Below are 26,346 nucleotides of genomic sequence, written 5' to 3'. Positions count from 1 at the left end.
GACCGACCGGCTCTGCCTATTGATTTCCACACAGCTACTGCCTGTATTTGCACACAGACCCGTCTGTGCGCGAGGGGGGAGTTGAACCCCCACGCCCTTTCGGGCACTGGCACCTGAAGCCAGCGCGTCTGCCTATTCCGCCACTCGCGCGAACCCGTGTCGCCACGGGATCAACTTTCCGAGGATATCATGGCGCGAGCCCGCCGGAGAAACAGCCGCAGCCTTGTTCCCCAGACCCTGCCAGGGTCGACAACTAGCATGTGAGCACCGGTCCAGACTGCCTGAGGAGCCCCGTGGGACTACTTGACAGCTTCGAGAAGGGAATCGAGCGCGCCGTGAACGGTGCGTTCGCCAAGACCTTCCGCAGCGGTGTGCAGCCTGTCGAGATCGCCTCGGCACTGCGGGCCGAGCTCGACGCGAAGGCCGCCGTCGTCTCGCGAGACCGCATCCTCGTTCCCAACACGCTGGTCGTCCGGCTCGCGCCAACGGACCACGAGCGCATGGGGACGCTGGGCCGTGCCCTGCACGACGAGCTGCTGCAGCTCGTCGAAGCCCACGCGAAGAGCCAGCAGTACAGTTTCGCCGGGCCCGTGTCGCTGCGGATCAACCCCGACGAGTCGCTCAGCACCGGGACGGTCCGCGTCGATTCCGCCTCCGCGAGCGTCGACGACGTCTCGTGGCACGGTGTCGTCGAGATCGACGGCACCCAGCACCCTCTCACGGCCAGCCGCACGGTCATCGGCCGGGGGACGGATGCCGACATCACGATCTCCGACGCCGGCACCAGCCGCCGGCACGTCGAGATCCTCTGGGACGGCCGCCGCGCGATGGTCCGTGATCTCGGCTCCACCAACGGCACGCAGCTCAACGGTGTCAAAGTCTCGGAGGCGGCACTCGAGCCGGACTCCGTCGTCACCATCGGGCGCACGCGCATCACCTTCCGCGTCGTTGCGCAGGCCTCCCGCATCCCCCCGCGGCCGCAGGATCCCGCGACCCGCATGTTCGACATCGGAGGCCAGGCATGAGTGAACTGACGCTCCTTCTGCTGCAGATCGGGTTCCTCATCCTGCTGTGGTTCTTCGTCTTCGCGGTGGTCTACTCGCTGCGCGCCGATCTGTTCGGTGTCAAGGTCCGCAAGATGCCCGAGCCCGTCGCCGCTGCGCCCGGCCCCGTGGCGACAGCGCCGGCCAACGCCGAGACGTCGATCGTCTCGCCGATCACCAATCGCCCCGCCGCCCCCAGCGGGCCGCAGAAGGCCACCCGCACCACGGTCTCCCGCATCGTCATCACGAGCGGTCCGAAGGCGGGTCTCGAACTCCCCCTTGGCGACGAGCCCTTGACGATCGGCCGCTCGAGCGAATCTGGTCTCGTCATCCGCGATGACTACACCTCGAGCCACCACGCGCGCCTCGTCCTCTGGGGCGAGCAGTGGATGGTGCAGGACCTCGATTCCACCAACGGCACCTGGCACGACGGCGAGCGCGTCGCCTCTCCCGTCCCCGTGATCGTCGGAGCGCCCATCAAGGTCGGCGCAACGACGTTCGAGCTGCGGAAGTAACGGCCCGCACCGATGGTCTTCGAGGGTTCGAGCGCCGCGATCTCCCATACCGGGAAGGTCCGGTCCAACAATCAGGACTCGGGCTTCTCCGGCTCGAACCTGTTCGTCGTCGCCGACGGCATGGGCGGCCACGCCGGTGGCGACATCGCCTCGAGCATCGCCGTCCACCACCTCGAAGGCCTCGACCACGGCTTCCCGACTCCGGCCGAGGCCGAGCGCGAACTCCGCGAGTCGATCGTGGATGCGGCGCACGTCCTCGTCGACACGGTCGCCGAGCGTCCCGAGCTGGCCGGTATGGGAACGACGGTCAGCGCCGTCCTCATGGTCGACGAGTACGCCGTCATCGCCCACATCGGCGACTCGCGCGTCTACCTCTTCCGCGACGGCGTGCTCACTCAGATCACGACGGACCACACCTTCGTGCAGCGTCTCGTCGACTCGGGACGCATCACGCCCGAAGAAGCGCGGTACCACCCGCGGCGCTCCGTCCTCATGCGCGTCCTCGGCGACATGGGCACCGACCCCGAGGTCGACGCCTTCATCATGCAGACCCAGCCCGGCGACCGCTGGCTGATCTGCTCCGACGGTCTCTGCGGCGTCGTCGACGATGCGCAGACCGCCAAGGTCCTCCGGCAGGACCTCGCCCCCGGCCGCACCGCCGACATGCTCTTGAAGCTGGCGTTGGATGCCGGTGCCCCCGACAACGTCACGATCGTCCTCGTGGACGTGGGCGGGCGGCATCCGATGTACAGCGGGACCGCGACGATCGTCGGTTCCGCCGCGACGCCGAAGGGCATCGAGATCCCCGTCGCGCGACCGGCGCGTACCGGCTGGTTCCAGACCGGGCGCCAGGCGGCCAACGAGCCGAGCCACTTTGAGCCGGCGGCGGAGTACCTCGAGGAACTCATCGAGGAGGACCGCCGTCGTGCCCGGCGCCGTCGCGTCTGGTGGTTCGTCGGCTTCCTCGCGATCATCGCGGTCATCGCCGCAGGTGTGTTCGCGGGCTACGCCTGGACGCAGACGCGGTACTTCATCGGCGCCGACGACGACAGCGTCGTGATCTACCGCGGCATCCAGCAGGACATCGGCCCGATCTCGCTGTCGACACCCTACGAGGACACGAACATCCTCCTCGCCGACCTGGACGCCCTCGAGCGGCAGTCGGTCGAGCAGACCATCTCCGCACGATCCCTCGCCGACGCGCAGGCGATCGTCGACAACCTCCGCCAGGGGACCCCATGACAGCCTCGGTAGAGACCGACACCACGGTCATCAAGGCACTGCGCAAACTGCGGATGCCGGCCACCCAGCGCAACCGCGAGCTGGGGCTGCTCCTGTTCGCCATCGTCGTGACGACCGTCGCGGTCATCCTCGTCCAGCTGGGCACCCGCGACCAGATCGACCCGACGTTCCTCTCGTACTGCGGCGGCCTGGCCGGACTCGCCTTCGCTATGCACATCGTCACGCGGATCTGCGCGCGCGACGCCGACCCGTTCGTCCTGCCGATCGCGACGCTGCTGACCGGTCTCGGGATCGCGATGATCTACCGCCTCGACATCGCCGAGGACCGTGCGGGCTGGGGATCGCTCGGTTTCCGTCAGCTCGTGTGGGCGGCAATCGCCATCGCCGGCGCGATCCTCATCGTCATCTTCCTCCGCAACTACCGCGTCCTCTTCCGCTACACCTACGTGTTCGGCCTCAGCGGCATCCTGCTGCTCCTGCTTCCCTTCGTGCCGGGGCTCGGCATCAAGGCCGGCGCGGACGTCTGGGTGTCGATCGGCGGCGTCTTCTCGTTCCAGCCCGGTGAACTCGCGAAGATCTGCCTCGCCGTCTTCTTCGCGGGGTACCTCGTGCGCACCCGCGAGGCGCTCAGCTCCGTCGGCACGAAGTTCCTCGGCATCACGTGGCCGAAGGCCCGCCAGCTCGGCCCCCTGTTGATCATCTGGGGGGTCTCGCTCGGGATCATCGTTCTGCAGCGCGACCTGGGCACCGGCATCCTGATCTTCGGAATGTTCATCGCGATGCTCTACGTCGCGACGGGAAAGGCCAGCTGGGCGATCCTCGGGGTCCTCCTCGCGGCGGGCGGCGCGATCGTCGCATCGCGGATCCTGCCCTACGTCGGGTCCCGCTTCTCGAACTGGCTCGACGCGTTCAACCCCGACTACATCAACGGCAGCAGCTACCAGCTCGTGTCGGGCATCTTCGGTCTCGCGCACGGCGGACTGATCGGCACCGGATGGGGCCTCGGCCGCCCCGACCTGACACCGCTCGCGCACAACGACTACATCCTGCCGAGCCTCGGTGAAGAGCTCGGCCTCGTCGGTGTGTTCGCGATCCTCGCGCTCTACATGGTGTTCGTGAGCCGCGGCATCCGCATCGGCATCGCCGGTCAGGACGACTTCGGCAAGCTCCTCGCGACCGGGCTCTCGTTCACGCTCGCCCTGCAGGTGTTCATCATGGTCGGCGGTGTCACACGCGTCATCCCGCTCACGGGTCTGACCATGCCGTTCCTCGCGGCGGGCGGTTCGTCGCTCATCGCGAACTTCCTCATCATCGCGATCCTCCTCCGGATCTCGGATGCGGTTCGCTCCAGGCCCCGGGTGGTGATCGGATGACCAAGCAACTCCGCCGACTGAGCGTCGTCGTGCTCTTCATGTTCCTCAGCCTGTTCGCGGCGACGAGTGTCATCCAGGTGGCCCTGGCCGGTCAGCTCAACGAGAACCGGGAGAACCGCCGCACCCTGTACGACTCGTACGAGGTGCAGCGCGGCACGGTCTACGCGGGCAGCACGGCGATCGCCTCGTCGAAGCCGAGCGACGACGTCTACAGCTGGATCCGGACGTACCCGGATGCCGAGATGTGGGCGCCCGTGACGGGGTTCATCAACCCCGTCCTCCGCTCGTCGACGGGCATGGAGTACGCCATGAACGCGGCCCTCGCCGGAACGGGAAGCCAGCAGTTCCTGACCCGTCTCGACCAGATCGTCAGCGGTCAGCCGGCGCGCGGATCGAACGTCCTCCTCTCGCTCGACCCGAAGGTCCAGAAGGTCGCCTACGACGCGCTCGACGGTCTCGAGGGCGCGGTCGTCGCGATGGAGCCCGACACCGGTCGCATCCTCGCGATGGCCACGAGCCCCAGCTACGACACGAACCTGCTCGCCTCGCACAACAGCTCGTCCGTGAACGCGGCGGATCAGAAGCTGCAGGCCGACCCGCTGCGTCCCCTCACCAACCGGGTGACGCGCGAGACCGAGCCCCCCGGGTCGACGTTCAAGCTCGTGGTCGCCTCGGCGGCGCTCGCGTCGGGCAAGTACACGCCGGACTCGACGTTTGACAACCCCGCCACCTTCACGCTCCCCGGAACGACGAACGTCCTGCACAACTTCGATCGCGGCACGTGCGGTCCGGGCGAGAAGACGACGCTCGAGACAGCTCTGCGGCTCAGCTGCAACATCCCCATGGCCGAGCTCGCGCTTGAGCTCGGCACTGACGCGATCCGGGAGCAGGCGCAGAAGTTCGGGTTCAACTCGGCCTTCGAGATCCCGCTCGACGTGACCGCGTCCAGCTACCGTGAGGGCTTCGATGAGCCGCAGACCGCGCTGAGCGGCATCGGCCAGACGGATGTCCGCGCGACGCCGCTGCAGATGGCCATGGTCGCCGCGGGGATCGCGAACGACGGCGTCGTCATGAACCCGCGCATGGTCGACCGCGTCGTCGCGTCGGACCTGACGGTTCAGGACGAGCCCGCCGACACCGAGTTCGGCCGGGCCGTGTCGCCCGAGGTGGCCCAGACGATGACGCAGCTGATGATCGGCAATGTCAAAAACGGCGCCGCGTCGGGTGCGAGAATAGACGGAGTCGACGTCGCCGGGAAGACCGGAACGGCGGAGCACGATCCGGGGGACCCGTACACGCTGTGGTTCACCGGTTTCGCCCCCGCGGAGGACCCCAAGGTGGTCGTCACGGTGATGGTGGAGAACGGTGGTGGGCTCGGCCAGAACGGAACGAGCAACGGGATCGCGGCCCCGATCGCGAAGAAAGTGATTGAGGCGGTGCTGAGCGAATGAGACCGACGCAGGGTGTGAGCTTCGGCGGACGGTACGAACTGGCTTCGCGGATCGCGATCGGCGGCATGGGCGAGGTCTGGGAGGCCACCGACCACGTCATCGGGCGTACCGTCGCCATCAAGATCCTCAAAGACGAGTACATGGGCGACCCCGGGTTCCTCGAGCGTTTCCGCGCCGAGGCCCGCCACGCCGCGCTCGTCAACCACGAGGGCATCGCCAGCGTCTTCGATTACGGCGAGGAGAACGGCTCCGCGTTCCTCGTGATGGAACTCGTCCCCGGCGAAGCCCTGTCGACGATCCTCGAGCGCGAGGGCGCGCTGTCGACCGACAAGACGCTCGACATCGTCGCGCAGACCGCCTCGGCGCTGCAGGCCGCCCACGCCGCAGGCCTCGTCCACCGCGACATCAAGCCCGGCAACCTGCTCATCACGCCCGACGGTCGCGTGAAGATCACCGACTTCGGCATCGCGCGCATCGCCGATCAGGTGCCCCTCACGGCAACCGGTCAGGTCATGGGCACGGTCCAGTACCTCTCGCCCGAGCAGGCGTCGGGTCACGCGGCATCCCCCTCGACCGACATCTACTCGCTCGGCATCGTCGCGTACGAGCTGCTGGCCGGCCGACGCCCGTTCACGGGCGAATCGCAGGTCGCGATCGCGATGGCGCAGATCAACGACACCCCGCCGCCGCTTCCCGACACGATCTCGGAGCCCGTGCAGCGCTTCGTGATGAGCATGATCGCGAAGAAGCCCGACGAGCGTCCGGCGTCGACCTCGGCCGTCGCCCGCGCGGCAGGTGCACTCCGCCGCGGCGATGTCGCCGGCGCGGCCGCGATCGTTCCGGCGATCGCCGGCGCCGTGTCACCGGATGCCTTCACGCAGCTCCTGACGTCCAACAACGGCACCGACGCGACGACCCGCCTGCTCCCCTCTGCGGGCGCGGCCGGAGCGGCCGGAGCAGCCGCCGGCGTCGGCGCAGCGGCAGGCGTCGGAACCGGGACGGCCGCCCTCGCGACCGAGCAGCCCGCTCGCTCGCAGCCCGCCAAGAAGAAGCGCAGCCCGTGGACCTGGCCCCTCGTGGCCCTCATCGTCCTGCTGGCCGTCGTGCTGATCGGTGCCCTCGTCACCCTCTTCCAACCGACCGGCGAGACGGGACCGGCCACGCCGCCGCCCAGCAGCCCGGCCCCGGTCTCCAGCCCGCCGCCGTCCTCGCCGCCGCCGTCGACGCCCGCGGCGCCGACCTCGGCCGATCCCGAGTCCTTCGACATCGAGGGCAAGTCGTGCGAAGACGCGAGGCAGATCCTCAACGACAACGGATTCGCCAACGTCGTCTGCGAGCGCGGCGACCAGGCGAACACCGACGACCAGGTCGGCACGGTCTACAGCATCAACCCCACGGGCAACGTGCAGTTCGATCGTGAGATCACCCTGCTGTACTACGACAAGACGGCTCAGATGGAGACGCCCGCAGCGCCGAGCATCCAGGGCGGCAACGACGACGGAACCGTCACCGCCGGGTCGACCGTGCGGATCATGTGGGACAGCTACACCTGCCCCGCCGGCGCACCGCAGGCCACGAGCTACACGATGACCCTCTCGGGGGGCGTCTTCCAGAAGAACGGCGAGTCGACCGCGAGCTTCGCGATCGGCGACCGTCCGCAGGAGGTCGTCGTCGGCACGAACAGTCAGGCCCTTTCGGTCACCTACAACGTCACCTGCAACGGCGAGGGCACCGAACGGGTCTCGGGAGAGTCGTCGGAGGCTGCGGCATCCATCGTCCCCGCTCAGGAGGAGACCCCTCCCGCTGACGGTGGCGACGGCGGCGGCAACGGCAGCGACGGCTGATCACGACCGCATTCAGCAGGCTTTCGAACACGGTCGGATAGGCTGTCCGGGTTCCATTCCGGGGAGTGAAGTGTCCGTTACGTCACGCGTGCTGTCGGGCCGCTACCGAGTCGATGACCTCATCGGCCGGGGTGGCATGGCTTCCGTGTACCGCGGACAGGACCTGACCCTCGGTCGTCCAGTCGCCATCAAGATCCTCGAGGCCGACCTGGCCGCAGACAGCGCCTTCCGCACGCGGTTCCGGCTCGAGGCGCAGTCGGCGTCGCGCATGTCGCATCCCGCGATCGTCCGTGTCTACGACGCCGGCGAGGAGACGAGGACGGATGCCGCGGGCCAGCCGCATCCCGAGCCGTACATCGTCATGGAGCTCGTCACCGGGCACCTGCTGAAGGACATCATCAGCGACGGCCCGGTTCCGCTCGAGGACGCGCTGCGGTACACCGACGGCATCCTCGAGGCGCTCGAGTACTCGCATCGCGCCGGCGTCGTCCACCGCGACATCAAACCCGGCAACGTCATGGTGACGGATGCCGGTCAGGTGAAGGTCATGGACTTCGGCATCGCGCGCGCGGTGTCGGACTCGTCGTCGACGGTCGCCGAGACCACGGCGATCATCGGGACCGCGTCGTACTTCTCGCCCGAGATGGCCAAGGGCGACCCGGTCGACGCCCGCGCAGACATCTACTCGGCGGGGATCGTCCTGTACGAGCTGCTCACCGGGCAGCCGCCGTTCCGCGGCGAGAACCCGATCGCCGTCGCGTACCAGCACGTCTCCGAGGCTCCGGTTCCGCCGTCCGAGCTGGTCGACACCGTCCCGCGCTCGCTCGACGCCCTAGTGCTCCGCGCGCTCGCGAAGGATCCGTTCCAGCGTCCGCAGACGGCCGTCGCGTTCCGCGACGCCCTTGCGGCCGCGACCGGACGCAAGGCTCCGAGCAAGCGCCGCGTCGAATCGCTCAGCAACGAGCTCTACGGCCCCGATCCGAAGCAGGCCGCCGAGACGGCGCGGTCGCTGCGTCAGCTCACCAGCGACGACACGATGCGCCGCACCCAGTCGGGACCGCCCGTCGCGTGGGTGTGGGCGGGCATCGCGATGCTCGCGGTGCTGCTGGTCTCCGTCTTCATCTGGGTGAACACGCTCCGACCCGACGAGGGCACGGTCACGCCCAACGCCCTGACGGTGCCCGACGTCGTCACCATGACCTGGGACCGCGCGGAACAGGTGATCGACAAGGCCAAACTCGTTCCGCAGCAGATCGACGAGACGAGCGCCGACGTGCCCGAAGGCGCCGTCGTCCGCACCGATCCCGTTGCAGGGACCACGGTCGCACCCGGCGAGCAGGTGACGGTCTACGTGTCGCAGGGCGTCGAGAAGGCAGCCGTCCCCGCGCTCGCGAATCTCACCGTCTCGGAGGTCACCTCCTCGCTCGAGCAGGCCGGCCTGAAGCTCGGCTCGATCACCCGGCGCAACGATCCGCGGCTGGCGGCCGACGTTGTGATCAGCGGGTCTGTGAACGGCGCCGCGGTGACCGACGGGCAGGAGATCCCGAAGGGGAGCGCGGTCGACCTGGTCGTCGCCACCGGCACGGTCACCGTCGAGGACTTCGCGCTCAACTACACGGTCGACAAGGCCGTCGAGATCCTCGAGTCCGACCAGTACAACCTCGATCCGGTGGTGCAGGAGGATCCGTCGTGCCCCGCGACCGACCCGCGGATGGTGAAGGTGCAGTCCGCGATCGGCGAGGTGCCGGTCGGGTCCGAGATCACCCTCACGACCTGCAGCGGCTGACGCCTCAGGCTCAGCCGACCGCCCGATGCGGGCTCAAGCTCGCACCCCGACGCGCGGCATCCGGCAGTCCGACGCCCTCCAGCCAGGTGCCGAGCAGCTGGTAACCGCCTTCGGTGAGGACGCTCTCGGGGTGGAACTGCACCCCCTCGATCGGCAGCGACCGATGGGCCAGGCCCATGACGGTGCCGGAGTCGGTCCACGCCGTGACCCGCAGGTCGACGGGCAGCGACGCGCGCCCCACGGCGAGCGAGTGGTACCGAGTGGCGGTGAACGGCCGCGGCAGACCCGAGAAGACACCGGAACCGTCGTGGTGCACGAGCGACGTCCGCCCGTGCATCAGGTCGGCCGCATGCGAGACGACCCCGCCGAAGGCGACCGCGATCGCTTGGTGTCCCAGGCACACCCCGAGGAGCGGGGTGGCCCTGTTCGCGCACCGCTCCACGATGGCGATCGACGCTCCCGCACCCTCGGGGGTACCGGGACCGGGAGAGATGAGCACGGCGTCGGCTGCACCGACGCGGCCGACGGCATCGGCGGCATCCGACTCGACCATGTCGACCTCGGCCCCGAGCTCTAGGAGGTAGCCGATCAGGGTGTGGACGAAACTGTCGTGGTTGTCGACGACCAGTACCCGGATGCCGCCGCTCACCCGCCGCCGCCGACGGTGGACTCCTCGCTGGGCCACACCGTCTGGAACACCCAGGGGAAGACGTAGAAGTAGAGCAGATACAAGATGATGGCCGCGAGGACCAGCAGGATCAGCACCCGTACCCACCACGGACCCGGGAGCACGCGCCACAATGCCGCGTACATCAGGCACCCACCCCGGCGGTCAGCGCGGCCGGCGGACCGGCGGCCGCGGGAGTGAACTCGTCGAAGACGGCGTAGGCGATGATGCGCTCCAGGGAGTTCAGCTTCGGCGCGCAGCTCGTGAGCGTCAGGTAACGACCGTTCGCGGCGACGCCTTCTTTGTTGGGGACGGGGAGGAGCACCTGGATCTGGGTGTCCTGCACGTATTCGAGGGAACGGAAGCGGTACGTGTACCAGCCGGCCTTGGTCTGGATGACGAGGGCGTCGCCGATGACGAGCCGGTCGATCGGATCGAACGGCGCACCCGAGGTCCAGCGGTGCGCGGCGTAGACCGTATTGCCCTCCGCCCCGGGCATGGCGGTGTCGGGGTAATGCCCGATCTCACCGCGGTCGAGGATGTCGGGGCGCGAAATGCCGGAGGCGATCTTGAACTGCCAGTCCTTGCCGAAGCGCGGCACCTTCATGATGCCGAACACCTCGGCGTGCTTCTGATCTCCCAGGGTCGGGATCGCCGCCGGGTCGTCCGGCGCCGGCGTCGAGGGGGCCGAGGCGTCGGGGGTCGGGTCACCCTCGGCGGCCCACTGATCAGCCAGCGCCTGCGCGGCCGCATGCTGTTCGCCCTGCACGATCGCATCACCGATCCAGGTGTGCCACGTGACGTAGAGGAGGGTCACGACACCGAGCGTCAGCAGGATCTCACCGACGAAGCTCAGGACGGTGGCACGTGGACGAGGACGGTTCCGACGAGTGCGTCGGGTCTGGTGCTCCGTGGGCGAGGAGGCGGTCACGATCGGAGTTTAGCCAGCGCAGGCTGAAACAGGGCTGGCAGGTAGACTTCTCGCCATGGCACGTGGAGACAAGGACGAGGACCGACTGGTCCAGCCCGAGGGCGACGCCGCCCCCAACCCGGTCTGGTTCAAGCCGATCATGATCGGGCTGATGCTCATCGGCCTCGTCTGGATCATCGTCTTCTACCTGAGCGGCCAGGCATTCCCGATCCCCGACATCGGTCCGTGGAACCTCGCGATCGGTTTCGGCATCGCCTTCGTCGGCTTCTTGATGACGACGCGCTGGCGCTGAGCCGCGGCATCCCACCGACAGGAATTACACCGGTGTGATTCATCCCCAGCCTGGGGATGAATCTGTGGATAACTCAGAGGTACAGCAGAGCCGGCACCGTTGCGGTCACCGCGAGGAGACCCACACCGACAGCGACGAGCAGCGCTGCCTGCAACGGCTGACGCTCCTGCGCGCGCGTCCTCGAGAAGATGAACCCGACGAGCAGGCCCACCAGGCCGCCGCCGATGTGCGACTGCCAGGAGACACCGGAGCCCACGAACGAGAAGACCAGGTTGATCCCGAGCAGGATCGCGATCGGCAGGATGTTCACGCCGAGGTTGCGACCGATGATCAGCATCGCCGTGAGCAGCCCCCACACGGCCCCCGAGGCGCCGACGACGACGGTGCCCGGAGCGATGAGCGCGACGAGCGCGGAACCGCCGATCGCGCTCAGTGCGTAGAGCGCGACGAAGCGCGCCTTTCCGAGGAGCGGTTCGAGACTGCGGCCGAGCGCCCACAGCGCCAACATGTTGAGCGCGACGTGGAAGGGGAGCGGCGTCGAATGGACGAACGCGACCGTGAGCATCCGCCACGGCTCGAACGGCAGACCCGTGCCGGGCACCGCGTACGCCGGCACGAACGCGAGCGCACTCGTGACCGCACCGCCCACGACGGGGATGAGCTGCACGAGGTACATCGCGAGCGTGAAGATCACGATCGCGTAGGTGACGACGGGGCGGTCGCTGCGCATCTTGCGCGCGAACCGCCCCGGCATCCGCTTCACCTCAGCCGACCGCGCCCCCTTCTGCTGCTCCGCCAGGCACTCCGGGCAGATGACGCCGACGGGAAGCGGCGTCTGGCACTCGGGGCAGATGGTGCGCAGGCACCGCTGGCAGAGCACGAAGCTCTGACGATCCGGATGCCGGTAGCAGAAGTTGTCCGGATTGGTCCGGGGGTCGGCTGAGGTCACGAAGGTGTCAGGCCTCGGTGATGTCGATCGACGAGATCACGACGGGCTCGACCGGGCGGTCCTGCGCTCCGGTCGGAACGGCGGCGATGGCGTCGACCACGGCGCGCGAGGCGTCGTCGGCGACCTCACCGAAGATCGTGTGCTTGCCGTTGAGCCACGGAGTCGGGTCGGTCGTGATGAAGAACTGCGAGCCGTTGGTGCCCTCGGCCTTGCCGGTGATGGCGTTGCGGCGGAGGCCCGCGTTCGCCATGGCGAGGAGGTAGGGCGTGCCGAAGGTCAGCTCGGGGCTGATCTCGTCGTCGAAGTTGTATCCGGGTCCGCCGACGCCCTGACCGAGCGGGTCGCCGCCCTGGATCATGAAACCGGGGATGATGCGGTGGAAGATCACATCGGTGTACAGGGGGCCCTCGCCGGGCTTGCCCGTGGCGGGGTGCGTCCAGGTCTGGGATCCGTCGGCCAGACCGATGAAGTTCTTGACGGTGCGCGGCGCCTGATCGCCGAACAGGTTGACGACGATGTCGCCGTGGTTGGTGTGCAGTGTTGCGACAGCGGAGTGAATCGGCATACTCATCATCCTCTCACTTGCAACCCCCCGCGCCGCCTGAATGCGTCTGGCAGTATGGACCCACTACGTCCCCGGATGAACCCCGAAAAGGGAGGGCCCCGTGAGCCTCAACCGCAAGACCAAGAAGGAACTCCGCAAGCTGCAGAAGCAGGCTGCGAACCTGTGGGAGTCACAGCAGGTGCTCGTCGGTCAGGCCGGTGACGTCGCCCGCGAGGCGGGTCGCCAGCTCGGCAAGTACAACCACGACCACGTCGTGCCTGCCGCCAAGGACTCCTACGAGCGCTACGCCGCACCGTACGTCGACCGTGGCGTCGAGACCGGCCGCAAGGTGCTGAACGGCGCGATCGTTCCCGCCGCCGGCGCGGTCGTCGGCACCGCGATGTCGGTGTGGGATGTCGCCAACGACCAGCGCCACCGCCTCTCCAAGGGCAAGGGCCTGGGAGGGTTCGACGCCGACTCGTTCCGCAAGAACGCTGCCAAGGCCGGCAAGAAGGCCACCAAGAAGCTGTCGGTCCCCGAGAAGAAGGGCCTCGGCGCCGGTGGCGTCCTCGCCATCATCTTCGGTGTCGCCGCCACGGCCGGTGTCCTCTACGCCGCGTGGCAGACGCTTCGTGCTGACGACGAGCTGTGGGTGGCGGACGACCCGCTGCGCGCACCGGATGCCTGAATCCACGCCCGTACCGTCGGAGCGCGTCGCTGAAGCGGCGCGCTCCCGGTCTTTGTCGGTGGAGTTCGTGGCTCGTCCGGCGGCGGGGAGCCTCGACGAGGCCGCGGAGCTTCTCGGACTCGCGGCATCCGACATCGTCAAGACCCTCGTTGTGAAACGCAGCGACGACACGTACCTGTTCGCCCTCATCCCGGGGGACCGCGCGATCTCCTGGCCGAAGCTGCGCGCCGTCGTCGGGGTGAACAAGCTGAGACTCCCCGAACCCGAGCTGGCGCTTGCCGCGACGGGATTCGAGCGCGGGACCATCACGCCGGTCGGCAGCACGACCGCCTGGCCGGTCTACGCCGATGCGAGCATCGTCGGCAAACGGATCGCGATGGGCGCCGGGGCGCACGGGTTCAGTCTCTTCGTCGACGCGGATGACCTCATCCGCTCTTATGACGCCGTCGTCGACGACATCTCGCAGCCGATGAGCGAGCGACGGGTCTGACCCCTCTTTAGGGGACGCGGGGTGCCCGGCGCCAGCCTTTGTCGTCAGCGGGGGCGTGCACCAGCATGAAGTCATGACTTCCGCCGTCTCGCGTAGCCTGTTGCCCGCCCTCGCCGTGATCGTGACCGCGCTCACCCTGGTCGGTTGTTCCGGGGCTCCGACGGCGACGGGTCCGGCCGCCGGCACGACGGCGTCACCGTCGGCATCGCCGTCGTCCACTCCCACACCGACGGTGTCGGCAGAAGACGCCGCCTTCACGGCCGAGGTGACGGCGAAGCTGCCCGAGGCCGACATGGAGACGCTCATCCCGATGGTGCACCAGCTCTGCGAGGACCTGTACGACGACGACAAGGGCTACATCTTGGGGTACGGGGTCTTCAACGACAAGATCCGGAAGCAGTACGGCGAGGACGCGGTCGACATCATCGTGACGCCCGCCGTCGAGACGTATTGTCCGGGAGACGAGCCCAAGCTCGTCGAGGCCTTCAAGCAGTACACGGCCAAGGAGTTCCCCGACGTCGACATCACCAAGGCCCTCGCGATCTCGCGGGAGTTGTGCGCAGACCTCGAGACCCTGCCGATGAAGGATGCGATCGACAACTTCATCGTCACGGCCGGCACATTCCTCGACAGCGAGAGCGCGTCCGGGATGGTCGGGATGGGGCCGGTCACGTTCTGCCCCGAGCGCGTGGACGACGTGCTCGCCTACATCAAGACGATTCAGTGACCCGGCCGGGTCGCGGTCAGGCGCCCAGGCCCGCCATCCGCATCGCCGTGTCGACGAGCCCGACCCGTGTGAGGGAGGGGACGTCGCTGATGGGGAACCATGCGGCCTCGTCCGTCGAGCCGTCCTCTTCGTTCCGGAGCGCGCCACCGACGACGTGCGCGCGGTAGACGATCCGCAGCGCCTGGATCGGTCCGCTGCCGTGGAATCGGTCCTTCTCGGCGATCACCTGCGAGTCCGTCCCCAGGATCCCGTCGAGTTCCACGTGGAACCCCGTCTCCTCCAGGACCTCCCGCACCGCGGCATCCATCGGATCCTCACCGGGATCCAATCCGCCGCCCGGCATCGTCCACGCGGGACGCGTGGGGCTGTTCCAATGGGCGAGAAGGATGCGGTCTCCGTCGGTGATGACGGCGTAGGCAGCGACGCGGATGTCCACGCGTTCACCCTAGTGGGAGCGGATGCCGGTGGGCGCGCGACTGCCTGGAGCGCGGGCTCCCCAGCCACGCGCCCCAGGCGAATGTCGCGAACATGCTCCGCGTCCCCCGCGGGAGCCGGTGCTCATCGAAGGATCCGAGATTCGGGTCATCGGTTCTTTCGGCGACACGATCATCGTCGCCGCCTCGGCGCAACGAAGGCGCAAGGCCACCGCAAGAAAGCCGCAAGATCCGGCAACGAAACGATCACAGAACGACAGAACGCCGGCATCCGATGCGGATTCCGGCGTTCGTACTGTGGAGCCTAGGAGATTCGAACTCCTGACATCCTGCTTGCAAAGCAGGCGCTCTACCAACTGAGCTAAGGCCCCCGGTGCGGTGACGGTGGGGCTACCAGGACTTGAACCTGGGACCTCTTCATTATCAGTGAAGCGCTCTAACCGCCTGAGCTATAGCCCCGTCGTTGCCGGCTCACGCCTGCAACCTCCAAGACTTTACCCGACGATGGGCCTGTTTGACGAATCCGAGCGACGGGTGGGCCGCGGCATCCGCTCGTTCTGATTCACTGGGCTCATGAGTACGACGTTCCACACCGAACCGCAGGGCGCTGGCCTCGGGCAGCGCCTGAACTGGCTGCGCGCCGGAGTACTCGGCGCGAACGACGGGATCGTCTCCGTCGCGGCCGTCGCCGTCGGCGTCGCCGGCGCGACGACCGACCTCGGTCCCATCATCACGGCCTCCTCGGCGGCGCTCGTCGGTGGGGCGATCTCGATGGCACTCGGCGAGTACGTCTCGGTGAGCAGCCAGCGCGACACCGAGCGCGCCCTCATCGAGAAGGAGAAGCGCGAGCTGGCCGAGATGCCCGAGCAGGAATTGGCGGAACTCGCGGAGCTGTACCGCGAGAAGGGACTGTCAGAGGAGACGGCGCTGAAGGTGGCCGAAGAGCTCACCGCGCACGACGCGCTGGGCGCTCACCTCGACATCGAGCTCGGCATCGACCCGGATGACCTCACGAGCCCGTGGCAGGCCGCCCTGTCGTCGGCGATCGCGTTCACGCTGGGCGCCCTGCTGCCGTTCCTCGCGATCATCCTCCCGCCGGCGGAATGGCGCGTCCCGACGACGTTCGTCGCCGTGCTCATCGCGCTCGCGTTGACCGGGACGATCTCGGCCCGCCTCGGCGGCGCCGGCAAGCGTCGCGCCGTCACCCGCCTCGTCGTCGGCGGGGCGCTCGCCCTCGCCGTCACGTGGGCGCTGGGTCTGCTGCTGGGCACCTCCGTCGCGTGACGGGATGCCGCGGCATCCGACTCAGTTCGAGGTGAAGCCGACCAGCAGGCCGCCGGTGACCTTGACCATGAGGTTGTAGATCCCGGCCATGACCGCGCCCAGCACCGTCACGACGATGAGGTTGAGGATCGCCACGACGGCAGCGAACGCCATCACCTGCGGAAGGTTGATCACCGACGACAGGGTGAAGGAGTTCTCACCGTTGACGGCACCGAGGAGCTGGTCGACCTGGCCGATCAAGTTGGTCGAGCTGATCACGAGGTAGATCAGCAGCGTCGAGACCACCGTGACGATCGCGAGGGCGACCGCAGCCAGGAACGACAGCTTCACGGCCGACCAGAAGTCGACGTAGACGAGACGGAGGCGGACCTGCTTGGCGGTCGTCCGGCTCGAGGACTTCTTGGCGAGTTTGTCGGCAACAGAGCTCATGCGTCACTCTCTTCGGTGGTCTCAGGAGCCGAGGCGGCTGCGGGATCGGCCGGGGCTTCCGCGTCGGCCACGGCTTCGGCCAGTCCACGCTCGCCGTTGCGGGCGATCGCGAGGATCCGGTCGTCGTCGTCGGGCCGGGCGAAGACCACGCCCATCGTGTCGCGGCCCTTGGCGGGCACCTCAGCAACGGCCGAGCGTACCACCTTGCCGCTGGCAAGAACCACGAGGACCTCGTCGTCCGCGCTGACGATCAGCCCGCCGGCGAGCTCGCCGCGATCGTCGTGCAGCTTGGCGACCTTGATGCCGAGGCCACCACGGCCCTGCACGCGGTACTGATCGACCGCCGTGCGCTTGGCGTACCCGCCCTGGGTGACGACGAAGACGAAGCCCTCATCACGGACGACGGATGCCGACAGCAGGCTGTCGCCGTCGCGGAAGGACATGCCCTTCACACCCTCCGTCGAGCGACCCATGGGACGCAGGGACTCGTCGCTCGCCGTGAAGCGCAGCGACATGCCGAGCCGCGAGACGAGCAGCAGGTCGTCGGTCGAATCGACGAGCATCGCGCTGACGAGCTCGTCGCCGTTCTCCTCGTCCTGACCGCGCAGACGGATCGCGATGATGCCGCCCTGACGGTTGGTGTCGTACTCGGTGAGGGCCGTCTTCTTGATCTTGCCGTCGCGAGTGGCGAGCACGAGGTACTCGGCGGCGGCGTAGTCGCGGATGTCGAGGATCTGCGCGACGTCCTCGCCCGGCTGGAGCGCCAGGAGGTTGGCGACGTGCTGACCCTTCGCGTCGCGCCCGCCCTCCGGGAGCTCGTAGCCCTTCGCGCGGTAGACGCGACCCTTGGTCGTGAAGAACAGCAGCCAGTGGTGCGTGGTCGACACGAAGAAGTGCTCGACGATGTCGTCGGCGCGCAGCTGCGCACCCTTCACGCCCTTGCCGCCTCGGTGCTGCGAGCGGTAGTTGTCGCTGCGCGTGCGCTTGACGTACCCGTTGCGCGTGACGGTGACGACGATCTCCTCTTCGGGGATCAGGTCCTCCATCGACATGTCGCCGTCGTATCCGTGCAGGATGTGCGTGCGGCGCTCGTCGCCGAACTTCGCGACGATCTCGCCGAGCTCGTCGCCGATGATCGCGCTCTGGCGGTCGCGCGAGGCGAGGATGTCGTTGAGGTCGGCGATCTTGAGCTCGAGCTCGGTCGCCTCGTCGACGATCTTCTGGCGCTCGAGGGCCGCCAGTCGGCGCAGCTGCATCGTGAGGATCGCATCGGCCTGCGCGTCGTCGACGTCGAGGAGCGACTTCAGTCCCTCGCGCGCCTCGTCGACCGTGGGGGAGCGGCGGATGAGGGCGATGACCTCGTCGAGCGCATCGAGCGCCTTGAGGTACCCGCGCAGGATGTGCATGCGCTTCTCGGCCTCGCGCAACCGGTAGCGGGTGCGACGGACGATGACCTCGAACTGGTGCGTCAGCCAGTAGCTGATGAATCCGTCGATCGGCAGCGTACGGGGCACGCCGTCGACGATCGCGAGCATGTTCGCGCCGAAGTTCTCCTGCAGCTGCGTGTGCTTGTACAGGTTGTTGAGGACGACCTTCGCGACGGCATCCCGCTTCAACACGATGACGAGTCGCTGACCCGTGCGGTCGCTCGTCTCGTCGCGGATGTCGGCGATGCCGCTGAGCTTGCCCTCGCGCACGAGTGAGGTGATCTTCGCCGCGACGTTGTCGGGGTTGACCTGGTACGGGAGCTCCGTGATCACCAGGCACGTGCGGTTCTGGATCTCTTCGACGTTCACGACGGCGCGCATCGTGATCGAGCCGCGGCCGGTGCGGTACGCCTCGCGGATGCCCTTGGTGCCGAGGATCTGCGCACCGGTGGGGAAGTCGGGCCCGGGGATGCGCTCGATCAGCGCATCGAGGAGCTCTTCACGGGAGGCATCCGGGTTCTCCAGCGCCCACATCACGCCGTCGGCAACCTCGCGGAGGTTGTGCGGCGGGATGTTCGTGGCCATGCCGACGGCGATGCCGACCGAGCCGTTGACCAGCAGGTTCGGGAAGCGGGAGGGGAGGACGACCGGCTCGCGCGTGCGGCCGTCGTAGTTGTCCTCGAAGTCGACGGTGTCCTCGTCGATGTCGCGCACCATCTCGAGCGCGAGCTGAGCCATCTTCGTCTCGGTGTACCGCGGGGCGGCGGCACCCATGTTGCCGGGGGAGCCGAAGTTGCCCTGACCGTCGGCGAGCGGGTAGCGCAACGACCACGGCTGAACGAGGCGGACGAGGGCGTCGTAGATCGCGCTGTCACCGTGCGGGTGGTACTGACCCATGACCTCGCCGACGACGCGAGCGCACTTCGAGTAGCTCTTGTCCGGACGGTAGCCGCCGTCGTACATGCCGTAGATGACACGGCGGTGGACGGGCTTGAGGCCGTCCTCGACGCGCGGCAGCGCACGCCCCACGATCACGCTCATCGCGTAGTCGAGGTAGCTCCGCTGCATCTCGACCTGGAGGTCGACCTGGTCGATGTTGCCGTGCTGGTAGCCGGCAGTCGGGTCGGGACGCTCTTCGTCAGCCATGTTCTCTCAGTCTTCGTTCGTCGTCGTGGGAGTGCAGGGGCGGATGCGGCGGACTCAGATGTCCAGGAACCGCACGTCCTTGGCGTTGCGCTGGATGAACCCGCGCCTCGCCTCGACGTCCTCGCCCATCAGCACGGAGAAGATCTCGTCGGCCGCCGCGGCGTCGTCGATGGTGACCTGACGCAGCGTGCGCGTCTCGGGGTCCATCGTCGTCTCCCACAGCTCCTTGGCGTTCATCTCGCCGAGACCCTTGTAGCGCTGCACGCCGTTGTCCTTCGGGATGCGGCGGCCCCCCGCCAGCCCGTCGCGCATCAGCGCGTCGCGCTCGGCGTCGCTGTACACGTACTCGTGAGGAGCGTTCGACCACTTCAAGCGGTACAGCGGCGGCTGCGCCAAGTAGACGTAGCCGGCCTCGACCAGTCCGCGCATGTAGCGGAAGAGCAGCGTCAAGAGCAGCGTCGTGATGTGCTGGCCGTCCACGTCGGCATCCGCCATCAGGACGACCTTGTGGTACCGGGCCTTCGCGATGTCGAAGTCCGGACCGATGCCGGCGCCGAACGCCTGGATCATCGCCTGGATCTCGGCGTTGCCCAACGCGCGATCGAGGCGCGCCTTCTCGACGTTGAGGATCTTGCCGCGCAGCGACAGGATCGCCTGCCGCTCCGGGTCGCGACCCGAGACCGCCGAGCCGCCGGCCGAGTCACCCTCCACGAGGAAGATCTCGCTGATGGACGGGTCCTTGCTCGTGCAGTCCTTGAGCTTCTCGGGCATGGATGCCGACTCGAAGACGCTCTTGCGACGCGCGGTCTCGCGCGCCTTGCGGGCGGCCATGCGCGCCGTGGCGGCTTCGATCGCCTTCGTGATGATGAGCTTGGCCTGCTGCGGGTTGCGGTCGAGCCAGTCCATGAGCTGGTCGCCGACGACCTTCTGCACGAAGGCCTTCGCCTCGGTGTTGCCGAGCTTGGTCTTCGTCTGGCCCTCGAACTGCGGCTCGGCGAGCTTCACGGAGATGACCGCGGTGAGTCCTTCGCGGATGTCCTCACCGGCGAGGTTCTCGTCCTTCTCCTTGAGAAGGCCCTTCTCCTTCGCGTAGCGGTTGATGTACATCGTCATCGCGGCGCGGAAACCCTCTTCGTGGGTACCGCCCTCGTGCGTGTTGATCGTGTTCGCGAAGGTGAAGACGTTCTCGGTGTATCCCGCGGTCCACTGCATCGCGAGCTCGAGCGAGATGTGGCGGACGGTGTCCTCGGACTCGATCTCGATGATCTCGTCATTGATCACCTCGGCCTTGCGGACCTTGTTGAGGTACTCGACGTAATCGACGAGGCCGCGCTCGTACAGGAAGTCGTCGTGGCGCTGGGCCGTCTCGGACCCGCCCTCGGGCAGGTCGACGACGTCGAGGGCCTCGGGACGCTCGTCCGTGAGGGTGATGCGGAGGCCCTTGTTGAGGAACGCGGTCTGCTGGAAGCGCGTGCGCAGGGTGTTGTAGTCGAAGTCCGTCGCCTCGAAGATCGACCCGTCCGGCCAGAACGTGATGGTCGTGCCGGTCTTGTCGCTCTCCTCGCCCTTCGCCAACGGCGCCTCGGGCTTGCCGCCGCCCGAGAAGGTCTGACGCCACACGTGACCCTGGCGCGCGATCTCGACCTCGAACCGCGTCGACAGGGCGTTCACGACAGAGGAGCCGACGCCGTGGAGACCACCGGAGACCGCGTATCCGCCGCCACCGAACTTTCCGCCGGCGTGGAGGACGGTGAGCACGACCTCGACGGTCGACTTGCTCGGGTCGGACGAGTGCGGGTCGACGGGGATGCCGCGACCGTTGTCGACGACGCTGAGCCCGCCGTCTTCGAGGATCGTCACGTGGATCGTGTCGCAGTAGCCCGCGAGGGCTTCATCGACCGAGTTGTCGACGATTTCGTACACGAGGTGGTGGAGGCCGCGCTCACCGGTCGATCCGATGTACATGCCGGGCCGCTTGCGAACCGCTTCGAGACCCTCGAGCACCTGAATCTCGGAGGCGCCGTATTCGGCGGGAATCCGGGGTTCGGCGGGAGTTTCGGGTTCTTCGGGAACGGTGTCGGGGGTTTCTGACGTCATCGGTTTCGTGCGCTCCACATCCATCGTTCAGGCCTTGTTCCCAGTCTATCGGAAAGGGCGGGCGATGAGCGGCTGAACGGCGCTGTGAGCGCGTGAAAGCTTCCCGGATGGTGCGGGACGTGCCTCACCCGTAGGTATCGCGAGGGCCCCGCCCTGGAACGGCTCTGGGGCCCCATTTCCATGAGGGGACGTCCGGCCCCACGAAACGCACCGATTCGACGCCGGCCTCGGGGAATCGTCGGATGAGCTCCGTGACGATGGTCGACCGCATGAGGTGCAGGTTCTTCGCCCACGCCGTCGAATCGCACTGCACGGTGAGGACGCCGTCGCTCAGCGCGACGGGATCCGCGTGACGGGCGGTCTCCTCGCCGGCGACCTGGGCCCACTGGAGGACGAGGTCCTCCTTCGCGAGCTGCGCATCCCACCCGGACTGACGGGTCAGGTCTGCGAGCAGATCGCCGACCCCCTTCGGATCGCGTCCCGACGTGAACGGCTGGTTCTCGTCGTCGTCGTTCCGGCGGCGCTTGCGGCGCTTCTTGGCGGCCGACGGCTCGAGTCCGCGCAGGCGCATGTACGTCGCGACCGTCTCCGGGATGCCGGCGGGATCAGACATCGGCATCCGTCACGATCGTGCCCGCTTCGACTCGGACGGTCCGCACTCGGAGCGCTTCGGGGACGTCGCCTTCGACGGCGGCCGTCACGATGACCTGCTCGAAATCCGCCACCACGCCGGCCAGTCGCGCGCGTCGATCCGCGTCGAGTTCGGCGAAGACGTCGTCGAGGATGACGATCGGGTCGCCGAGCCGCAACTGGTCGCGCAGGAGCTGCGCGGACGACAACCGCAACGACAGTGCGGTCGACCACGATTCGCCGTGCGACGCGTAGCCCTTCACCGGCAGACCGCGCAGCCGAAGCAGGAGATCGTCACGGTGCGGCCCGACGAGCGTCACTCCACGCTCGAGCTCCTGCGAGCGCTTGGCGGTGAGTCCTGCGCGGAAGGATGCCGCGATCGCCTCGGCGCCGACGGCGGAACCGGCTTGTCCGACAGCGGATGCGTCGTCCTCGGGATCCGCGCCCTCGACGGTGAGCACCCACTCGAGCTTCGGGTCGTGATCCGCACCGGCGATCGCCTCGTAGGCGTCCCGCATGGGCTGCGCCAGATCCTCCGCCAGTCGCAGCCGAGCGAGGATGATCTCGGTGCCGAGCGAGATCAGTTTGTCGTCCCATACGTCGAGCGTCGTGAGCTGGTCGGCCTTGAGCCCGCGGGCCCGCGCGGATTTCAGGAGCGCGGTTCGCTGCTTCAGCACTCGGTCGTAGTCGCCGAGGACGCCGCTCATTCGGGGCGCGCGCTGCACGAGCAACTGATCGGCGAACCTGCGGCGGGCCGACGGGTCACCGCGAACGATCTGCAGATCCTCGGGCGCGAACAGGACGACCTGCGCATAGCGCGGGAGTTCGGAGGTACGCACGGACGAGCCGTTGACACGCGCCTTGTTCGATCCGGAGCGGTTCAGCTGCGCTTCGAGCTGAATGCGCCGGTCGCCGTAGCCGAGACGCGCGCGGACGAAGGCGGCATCCGCTCCGTACCGGACCATCGGTGCATCCTGCGAGACGCGGTGCGAGCCGAGGGTGGCGAAATAGCCGATCGCCTCGGCCAGGTTCGTCTTTCCCTGACCGTTCCGACCGACGAAGACGTTGGGGCCGGCGACGAGGCTCACTTCGGCCGACGCGTAATTGCGGAAGTCGACGAGACTCAGATGCTCCACGATCATCAGATCACCCTCCTTCGAGGCACCGACACGCCTCGAGGTGGACGGACGACGGGGTCAGCGCAGCAGCAGGTTCGGCTGCAGCAGGTACTTGAACGTCTCGGGCGTGCCCGAGGTCTGCGGCGTGATGAGAACCGGGCTGAGCTTGTTCGCGTTCTCGCTGGAGGTGAACGTCACACGCGTGAACTCGCTCTTCACTGCGCCGAGGGCCTCGAGCAGGTACTGCGGGTTCAGACCCAGCGTGACCTCGTCACCGGCGAGCGTCGCATCGACCGATTCGGTCGCGCGTGCCTGCTCGGTGCCGGCGGCATCCATCGACACACCCTCGTCGGAGAACGTGAAACGCAGCGGCGCGGAACGGTCGAGCACGAGCGAGACGCGACGGACGGCCTCGGCGAGGTCGGCGGTGTTGACGACGGCGTAGTGCTCGGTCTGCGCGGGGAACAGCCGCCGGACCGGGGGGAAGTTGCCCTTGATCAGGAGCGACGTGACGGTCTTGTTGCCCGCCGTGAAGGCGATGATCTCGCGGTCGCCCGACCCCGAGAACGACACCTGGATGTCGCCGGAGTGGGCGAAGGTCTTGCCGACCTCGGTCAGCGTGCGAGCCGGCACGAGTGCGGTGGTCGCCTCTTCGCGGGCGACGGCTCCGCTGTCGAAGTTGATCTCGCGGAGTGCGACGCGGTAGCGGTCGGTCGCGACGAGGCTCAGCTCGTTGCCCGTCACCTCGAGCTGGACGCCGGTGAGCACGGGGGTGACGTCGTCACGGGATGCCGCGAAGGCGACCTGCGCGATCGCGGTCGAGAAGTCGTCGCCCGGGACGAGTCCGGATTCTCCCGACACCTCGGGTATCGCCGGGTATTCCGCCACCGGCATCGCCGACAGCGTGAAGCGCGCGGATCCGCAGGTCAGGACGATCTCACCGTCGGCGTCCTGCGTGATCTGGATCGGCGCGTTGGGAAGACGGCTGGCGATCTCGGAGAGCAGGCGGCCGTGGACGAGGATCGTGCCCGGCTCGTCGACGGTGGCGTCGATACGGGTACGGGCGGATGCCTCGTAATCGAATGCGGCCAGCGAAAGGCCTTCGTCACTCGCCTCGATGAGGACGCCAGCCAGGATCGGCTGAGGGTTCCGCTGCGGGAGCAGTTTCACGACGAACGACACGGCTTCGCTGAATACATCGCGGTTGACGTGGAACTTCACTGATGCTCCCTTGACGGCGAGATGGGCCCTCTCATGCTAGTGCCCACGAGGAGCGGGTCCGGAAGCACAGGCGACGAGCCGTCGGCCGCTGACCGCTCCCCGTGGGTGTGATCGGATCTGGCTCTCATTAGATAGTTCTCTGTCTTCTTGTTAACAGTTGTGGAAACTGTGGATAAGTCGGTGGATCCCAGTCGTCGAGCCGGAACCACATCCGTGTAACTTGTGCAGAGACTGCGGAAACACGCGGGAGAACGTTGCGGCCGTCGATGCTCGGTTCAGACCGTCATCCACAGGTTGTCGCCGTTCGTTCACATTCGAGGGCCGCCACCGCACAGTTATCCACAGGCTTTCCACACTGTGGGAAACCGCATTGTGAGGGTCTGCCCGGAGGCGTGTCAAGTGCGCCGGAACACTCGGGCGTGTGCGAGCGTCAGCGTGGGTGCATTCGAGCTTCAGCGCGCCGAACGGCCGAGCTGCGACGTGATCTCGGACACCTGGTTGTAGATCGAGCGCCGCTCCTTCATGAGCTCGCTGATCTTCTTGTAGGCGTACATCACGGTCGTGTGGTCCCGGTTGCCGAAGAGCTGACCGATCTTCGGCAACGACAGGCTCGTGCGCTCACGGCACAGGTACATGGCGATCTGGCGGGCGGTTGCGACCGACTGCGAGCGGCTCGAGCCGTAGAGGTCGTCCACCGTGAGGCGGAAGTACTGCGCTGTGGCGGAGATGATGTCGGTCGGCGAGATGACGTTCGCGTCATCCTGGTCGACGATGTCGCGGAGGACGGTCTGCGCGAGGGAGATGTCGAGGTTCGACCGGTTGAGACTCGCGAACGCCGAGACGCGGATGAGGGCGCCCTCGAGCTCGCGGATGTTGCTCGACACCTTCGTCGCGATGTACTCGAGCACTTCGTCGGGGACCTGCAGGCGTTCGGACTGCGCCTTCTTCCGGAGGATGGCAATACGGGTCTCGAGGTCGGGAGCCTGCACGTCGGTGATGAGGCCCCACTCGAAGCGGCTCCGCATCCGGTCCTCGAACCCGGTGAGGTGTCGCGGCGGCACATCGCTCGTGATCACGACCTGCTTGTCGTGGTCGTGCAGCTGGTTGAAGGTGTGGAAGAACGCCTCCTGCGTCTCGGCGCGACCCTGCAGGAACTGGATGTCGTCGATCAGGAGGATGTCGACATCCCGGTAGCGGGCCTGGAACGCGGAGGCGCGGTTGTTCACGATCGAGTTGATGAAGTCGTTCGTGAACTCCTCGCTCGAGACGTACCGGACCTTGATGCCCGTGTAGAGGTTGATGGCGTAATCGCCGATCGCGTGCAGCAGGTGGGTCTTCCCGAGCCCCGAGTCTCCGTAGATGAAGAGCGGGTTGTAGGCCTTGGCGGGCGCCTCGGCGACCGCGACGGCGGCGGCGTGGGCGAAGCGGTTGGACTGCCCGATGACGAAGCTGTCGAACGTGTACTTCGGGTTCAGTCGGGTGTCGTTGCGGGATGCCGGGGCCGCCTGCTCCGCGTAGTCGTCCGCTCCGGGCCGCGTCGGCGCCGAGGGTGTCGGCGCGAGCGCCGACTGGACGGGGACCGGGGCGGTGAGGTGCGCGTCACCCAGTTCGGGATTGACCACGACACGGAATGTGCTCGCCGTTGGCTCGGCATCCACCTGGGCAAGGGCCTCCATGATCGGCCCGCGCAGACGCTTGTTGAACTGACCCGCGGTCAGATCGTTCGGCACATCGAGGTAGAGGGTGCCGCTCATCACGCCCTGCGCGACGGCGAGGTTCACGAACCCGTGCAGCTGCGGTGTCACGCGGTCGTCCTGGGCCAGCACGTCGAGCACAGCGCTCCAGACGGGGACATCTGGAAGTTCGTGCTCGGACATGACCCTCCCGGGGTGTGGACAATGGTGTGTACGGGTCTGTGCACAACCTGTGGATAAGTGTCCGGATCACGCTAGTCATCAGGGCTCCGCAAGGCAAAACCCACTGTAGAACCGGCCCGCGTGTCGTCGCCAGGCCGCTTC

The 26,346-nt window shown here is 67.6% G+C and carries 25 protein-coding genes and 3 tRNA genes; 12 read left to right on the top strand and 16 right to left on the bottom strand.

Annotation, left to right across the window (positions count from 1 at the left end; translation table 11 throughout):
- Positions 1-66: 66 nt before the first annotated feature.
- Positions 67-150: transfer RNA gene (locus Q9S78_RS02045), tRNA-Leu, on the bottom strand.
- 143 nt (positions 151-293) lie between these two features.
- On the opposite strand from Q9S78_RS02045, the gene Q9S78_RS02040 reads away from it, so the two are divergent.
- The 7 genes from Q9S78_RS02040 (at position 294) to pknB (ending at position 9,254) form a co-directional block, all read left to right on the top strand.
- On the top strand, positions 294-1,025 hold the full coding sequence (locus Q9S78_RS02040; protein WP_116227805.1) for an FhaA domain-containing protein: 732 nt from the start codon (positions 294-296) through the stop codon (positions 1,023-1,025).
- On the top strand, positions 1,022-1,558 hold the full coding sequence (locus tag Q9S78_RS02035; protein WP_311868581.1) for an FHA domain-containing protein FhaB/FipA: 537 nt from the start codon (positions 1,022-1,024) through the stop codon (positions 1,556-1,558). The genes Q9S78_RS02040 and Q9S78_RS02035 overlap by 4 nt, the downstream gene beginning before the upstream one ends.
- 12 nt (positions 1,559-1,570) lie before the next feature.
- Positions 1,571-2,800 (top strand): PP2C family protein-serine/threonine phosphatase, encoded by a 1,230-nt coding sequence (locus Q9S78_RS02030; RefSeq protein ID WP_018187824.1) that lies wholly within the window; start codon positions 1,571-1,573, stop codon positions 2,798-2,800.
- Positions 2,797-4,173: an FtsW/RodA/SpoVE family cell cycle protein gene (locus tag Q9S78_RS02025; protein WP_020097615.1), complete on the top strand. Its 1,377-nt coding sequence runs from the start codon at positions 2,797-2,799 to the stop codon at positions 4,171-4,173. The genes Q9S78_RS02030 and Q9S78_RS02025 overlap by 4 nt, the downstream gene beginning before the upstream one ends.
- The gene (locus tag Q9S78_RS02020) at positions 4,170-5,624 is read left to right on the top strand and encodes a peptidoglycan D,D-transpeptidase FtsI family protein (RefSeq protein WP_020097614.1); all 1,455 of its coding nucleotides are present in this window, start codon (positions 4,170-4,172) and stop codon (positions 5,622-5,624) included. The genes Q9S78_RS02025 and Q9S78_RS02020 overlap by 4 nt, the downstream gene beginning before the upstream one ends.
- Positions 5,621-7,468, top strand: coding sequence for a protein kinase domain-containing protein (locus Q9S78_RS02015; protein WP_311868577.1), 1,848 nt, complete (start codon positions 5,621-5,623; stop codon positions 7,466-7,468). Before Q9S78_RS02020 ends, Q9S78_RS02015 begins: the two co-directional genes overlap by 4 nt.
- A gap of 88 nt (positions 7,469-7,556) precedes the next feature.
- Entirely contained in the window at positions 7,557-9,254 is a 1,698-nt protein-coding gene (gene pknB / locus Q9S78_RS02010; RefSeq protein WP_028497432.1) for a Stk1 family PASTA domain-containing Ser/Thr kinase, read from the top strand.
- A gap of 10 nt (positions 9,255-9,264) precedes the next feature.
- On the opposite strand, the gene Q9S78_RS02005 is transcribed toward pknB, so the two are convergent.
- The 3 genes from Q9S78_RS02005 to Q9S78_RS01995 are packed head-to-tail and all read right to left on the bottom strand — an operon-like array spanning position 9,265 to position 10,852.
- Positions 9,265-9,903 (bottom strand): anthranilate synthase component II, encoded by a 639-nt coding sequence (locus Q9S78_RS02005; protein WP_311858451.1) that lies wholly within the window; start codon positions 9,901-9,903, stop codon positions 9,265-9,267.
- Positions 9,900-10,067 carry a hypothetical protein gene (locus Q9S78_RS02000; protein WP_020097610.1) on the bottom strand — a complete coding sequence of 56 codons (168 nt, stop codon included), beginning with the start codon at positions 10,065-10,067 and terminating at the stop codon, positions 9,900-9,902. Before Q9S78_RS02000 ends, Q9S78_RS02005 begins: the two co-directional genes overlap by 4 nt.
- Positions 10,067-10,852: a class E sortase gene (locus Q9S78_RS01995; protein ID WP_311868573.1), complete on the bottom strand. Its 786-nt coding sequence runs from the start codon at positions 10,850-10,852 to the stop codon at positions 10,067-10,069. The genes Q9S78_RS02000 and Q9S78_RS01995 overlap by 1 nt, the downstream gene beginning before the upstream one ends.
- A 55-nt stretch (positions 10,853-10,907) precedes the next feature.
- Here Q9S78_RS01995 and Q9S78_RS01990 point away from each other — a divergent pair, with 55 nt between their 5' ends.
- Entirely contained in the window at positions 10,908-11,144 is a 237-nt protein-coding gene (locus Q9S78_RS01990; RefSeq protein WP_018187816.1) for a cell division protein CrgA, read from the top strand.
- Positions 11,145-11,217: 73 nt separating this feature from the next.
- Here the strand turns inward: Q9S78_RS01990 and Q9S78_RS01985 are convergent, their stop codons facing one another.
- Together Q9S78_RS01985 and Q9S78_RS01980 are read right to left on the bottom strand one after the other, a co-directional pair.
- Positions 11,218-12,093, bottom strand: a complete 876-nt coding sequence (locus tag Q9S78_RS01985) for a rhomboid family intramembrane serine protease (protein WP_311868570.1) — start codon at positions 12,091-12,093, stop codon at positions 11,218-11,220.
- Between the two features lie 7 nt (positions 12,094-12,100).
- Positions 12,101-12,658, bottom strand: coding sequence for a peptidylprolyl isomerase (locus Q9S78_RS01980; protein WP_311868568.1), 558 nt, complete (start codon positions 12,656-12,658; stop codon positions 12,101-12,103).
- A gap of 100 nt (positions 12,659-12,758) precedes the next feature.
- On the opposite strand from Q9S78_RS01980, the gene Q9S78_RS01975 reads away from it, so the two are divergent.
- The 3 genes from Q9S78_RS01975 (at position 12,759) to Q9S78_RS01965 (ending at position 14,542) form a co-directional block, all read left to right on the top strand.
- Entirely contained in the window at positions 12,759-13,325 is a 567-nt protein-coding gene (locus Q9S78_RS01975) for a hypothetical protein (protein ID WP_018187812.1), read from the top strand.
- The gene (locus tag Q9S78_RS01970) at positions 13,318-13,815 is read left to right on the top strand and encodes an aminoacyl-tRNA deacylase (protein WP_028497431.1); all 498 of its coding nucleotides are present in this window, start codon (positions 13,318-13,320) and stop codon (positions 13,813-13,815) included. Before Q9S78_RS01975 ends, Q9S78_RS01970 begins: the two co-directional genes overlap by 8 nt.
- Positions 13,816-13,888: 73 nt before the next feature.
- A complete protein-coding gene (locus tag Q9S78_RS01965) occupies positions 13,889-14,542 on the top strand; it encodes a hypothetical protein (RefSeq protein WP_018187810.1) in 654 nt (217 codons plus the stop codon).
- Between the two features lie 16 nt (positions 14,543-14,558).
- On the opposite strand, the gene Q9S78_RS01960 is transcribed toward Q9S78_RS01965, so the two are convergent.
- The 3 genes from Q9S78_RS01960 to Q9S78_RS01950 form a co-directional block, all read right to left on the bottom strand.
- Entirely contained in the window at positions 14,559-14,978 is a 420-nt protein-coding gene (locus Q9S78_RS01960; protein WP_311868564.1) for an NUDIX hydrolase, read from the bottom strand.
- A gap of 296 nt (positions 14,979-15,274) precedes the next feature.
- Positions 15,275-15,347, bottom strand: a tRNA-Ala gene (locus Q9S78_RS01955).
- 14 nt (positions 15,348-15,361) lie between these two features.
- Positions 15,362-15,435: transfer RNA gene (locus tag Q9S78_RS01950), tRNA-Ile, on the bottom strand.
- Between the two features lie 114 nt (positions 15,436-15,549).
- On the opposite strand from Q9S78_RS01950, the gene Q9S78_RS01945 reads away from it, so the two are divergent.
- Positions 15,550-16,260 (top strand): VIT1/CCC1 transporter family protein, encoded by a 711-nt coding sequence (locus tag Q9S78_RS01945; protein WP_116227800.1) that lies wholly within the window; start codon positions 15,550-15,552, stop codon positions 16,258-16,260.
- Between the two features lie 21 nt (positions 16,261-16,281).
- On the opposite strand, the gene Q9S78_RS01940 is transcribed toward Q9S78_RS01945, so the two are convergent.
- The 7 genes from Q9S78_RS01940 to dnaA form a co-directional block, all read right to left on the bottom strand.
- Positions 16,282-16,689, bottom strand: coding sequence for a DUF3566 domain-containing protein (locus tag Q9S78_RS01940; protein ID WP_018187807.1), 408 nt, complete (start codon positions 16,687-16,689; stop codon positions 16,282-16,284).
- Positions 16,686-19,262 (bottom strand): DNA gyrase subunit A, encoded by a 2,577-nt coding sequence (gene gyrA, locus Q9S78_RS01935; protein ID WP_311868561.1) that lies wholly within the window; start codon positions 19,260-19,262, stop codon positions 16,686-16,688. The genes Q9S78_RS01940 and gyrA overlap by 4 nt, the downstream gene beginning before the upstream one ends.
- 54 nt (positions 19,263-19,316) lie before the next feature.
- Positions 19,317-21,359, bottom strand: a complete 2,043-nt coding sequence (gene gyrB, locus Q9S78_RS01930) for a DNA topoisomerase (ATP-hydrolyzing) subunit B (RefSeq protein WP_311868558.1) — start codon at positions 21,357-21,359, stop codon at positions 19,317-19,319.
- A 124-nt stretch (positions 21,360-21,483) separates the two neighbouring features.
- Complete coding sequence (locus Q9S78_RS01925) at positions 21,484-21,978, bottom strand: DciA family protein (protein ID WP_018187804.1); 495 nt, start codon at positions 21,976-21,978, stop codon at positions 21,484-21,486.
- Entirely contained in the window at positions 21,965-23,131 is a 1,167-nt protein-coding gene (recF, locus tag Q9S78_RS01920) for a DNA replication/repair protein RecF (RefSeq protein ID WP_311858440.1), read from the bottom strand. The genes Q9S78_RS01925 and recF overlap by 14 nt, the downstream gene beginning before the upstream one ends.
- Positions 23,132-23,185: 54 nt before the next feature.
- Positions 23,186-24,328, bottom strand: coding sequence for a DNA polymerase III subunit beta (gene dnaN / locus Q9S78_RS01915; RefSeq protein ID WP_018187802.1), 1,143 nt, complete (start codon positions 24,326-24,328; stop codon positions 23,186-23,188).
- A 452-nt stretch (positions 24,329-24,780) separates the two neighbouring features.
- Entirely contained in the window at positions 24,781-26,205 is a 1,425-nt protein-coding gene (gene dnaA, locus Q9S78_RS01910) for a chromosomal replication initiator protein DnaA (protein ID WP_311868555.1), read from the bottom strand.
- Between the last annotated feature and the right edge of the window lie 141 nt (positions 26,206-26,346).

It is taken from the genome of Microbacterium aquilitoris (genome assembly GCF_031932285.1).
GTDB classification, from domain to species: Bacteria; Actinomycetota; Actinomycetes; order Actinomycetales; family Microbacteriaceae; genus Microbacterium; species Microbacterium aquilitoris.
The sequence above is the reverse complement of the archived record's forward strand: the minus strand, read 5'-3'. Positions and strand labels throughout refer to the sequence as shown.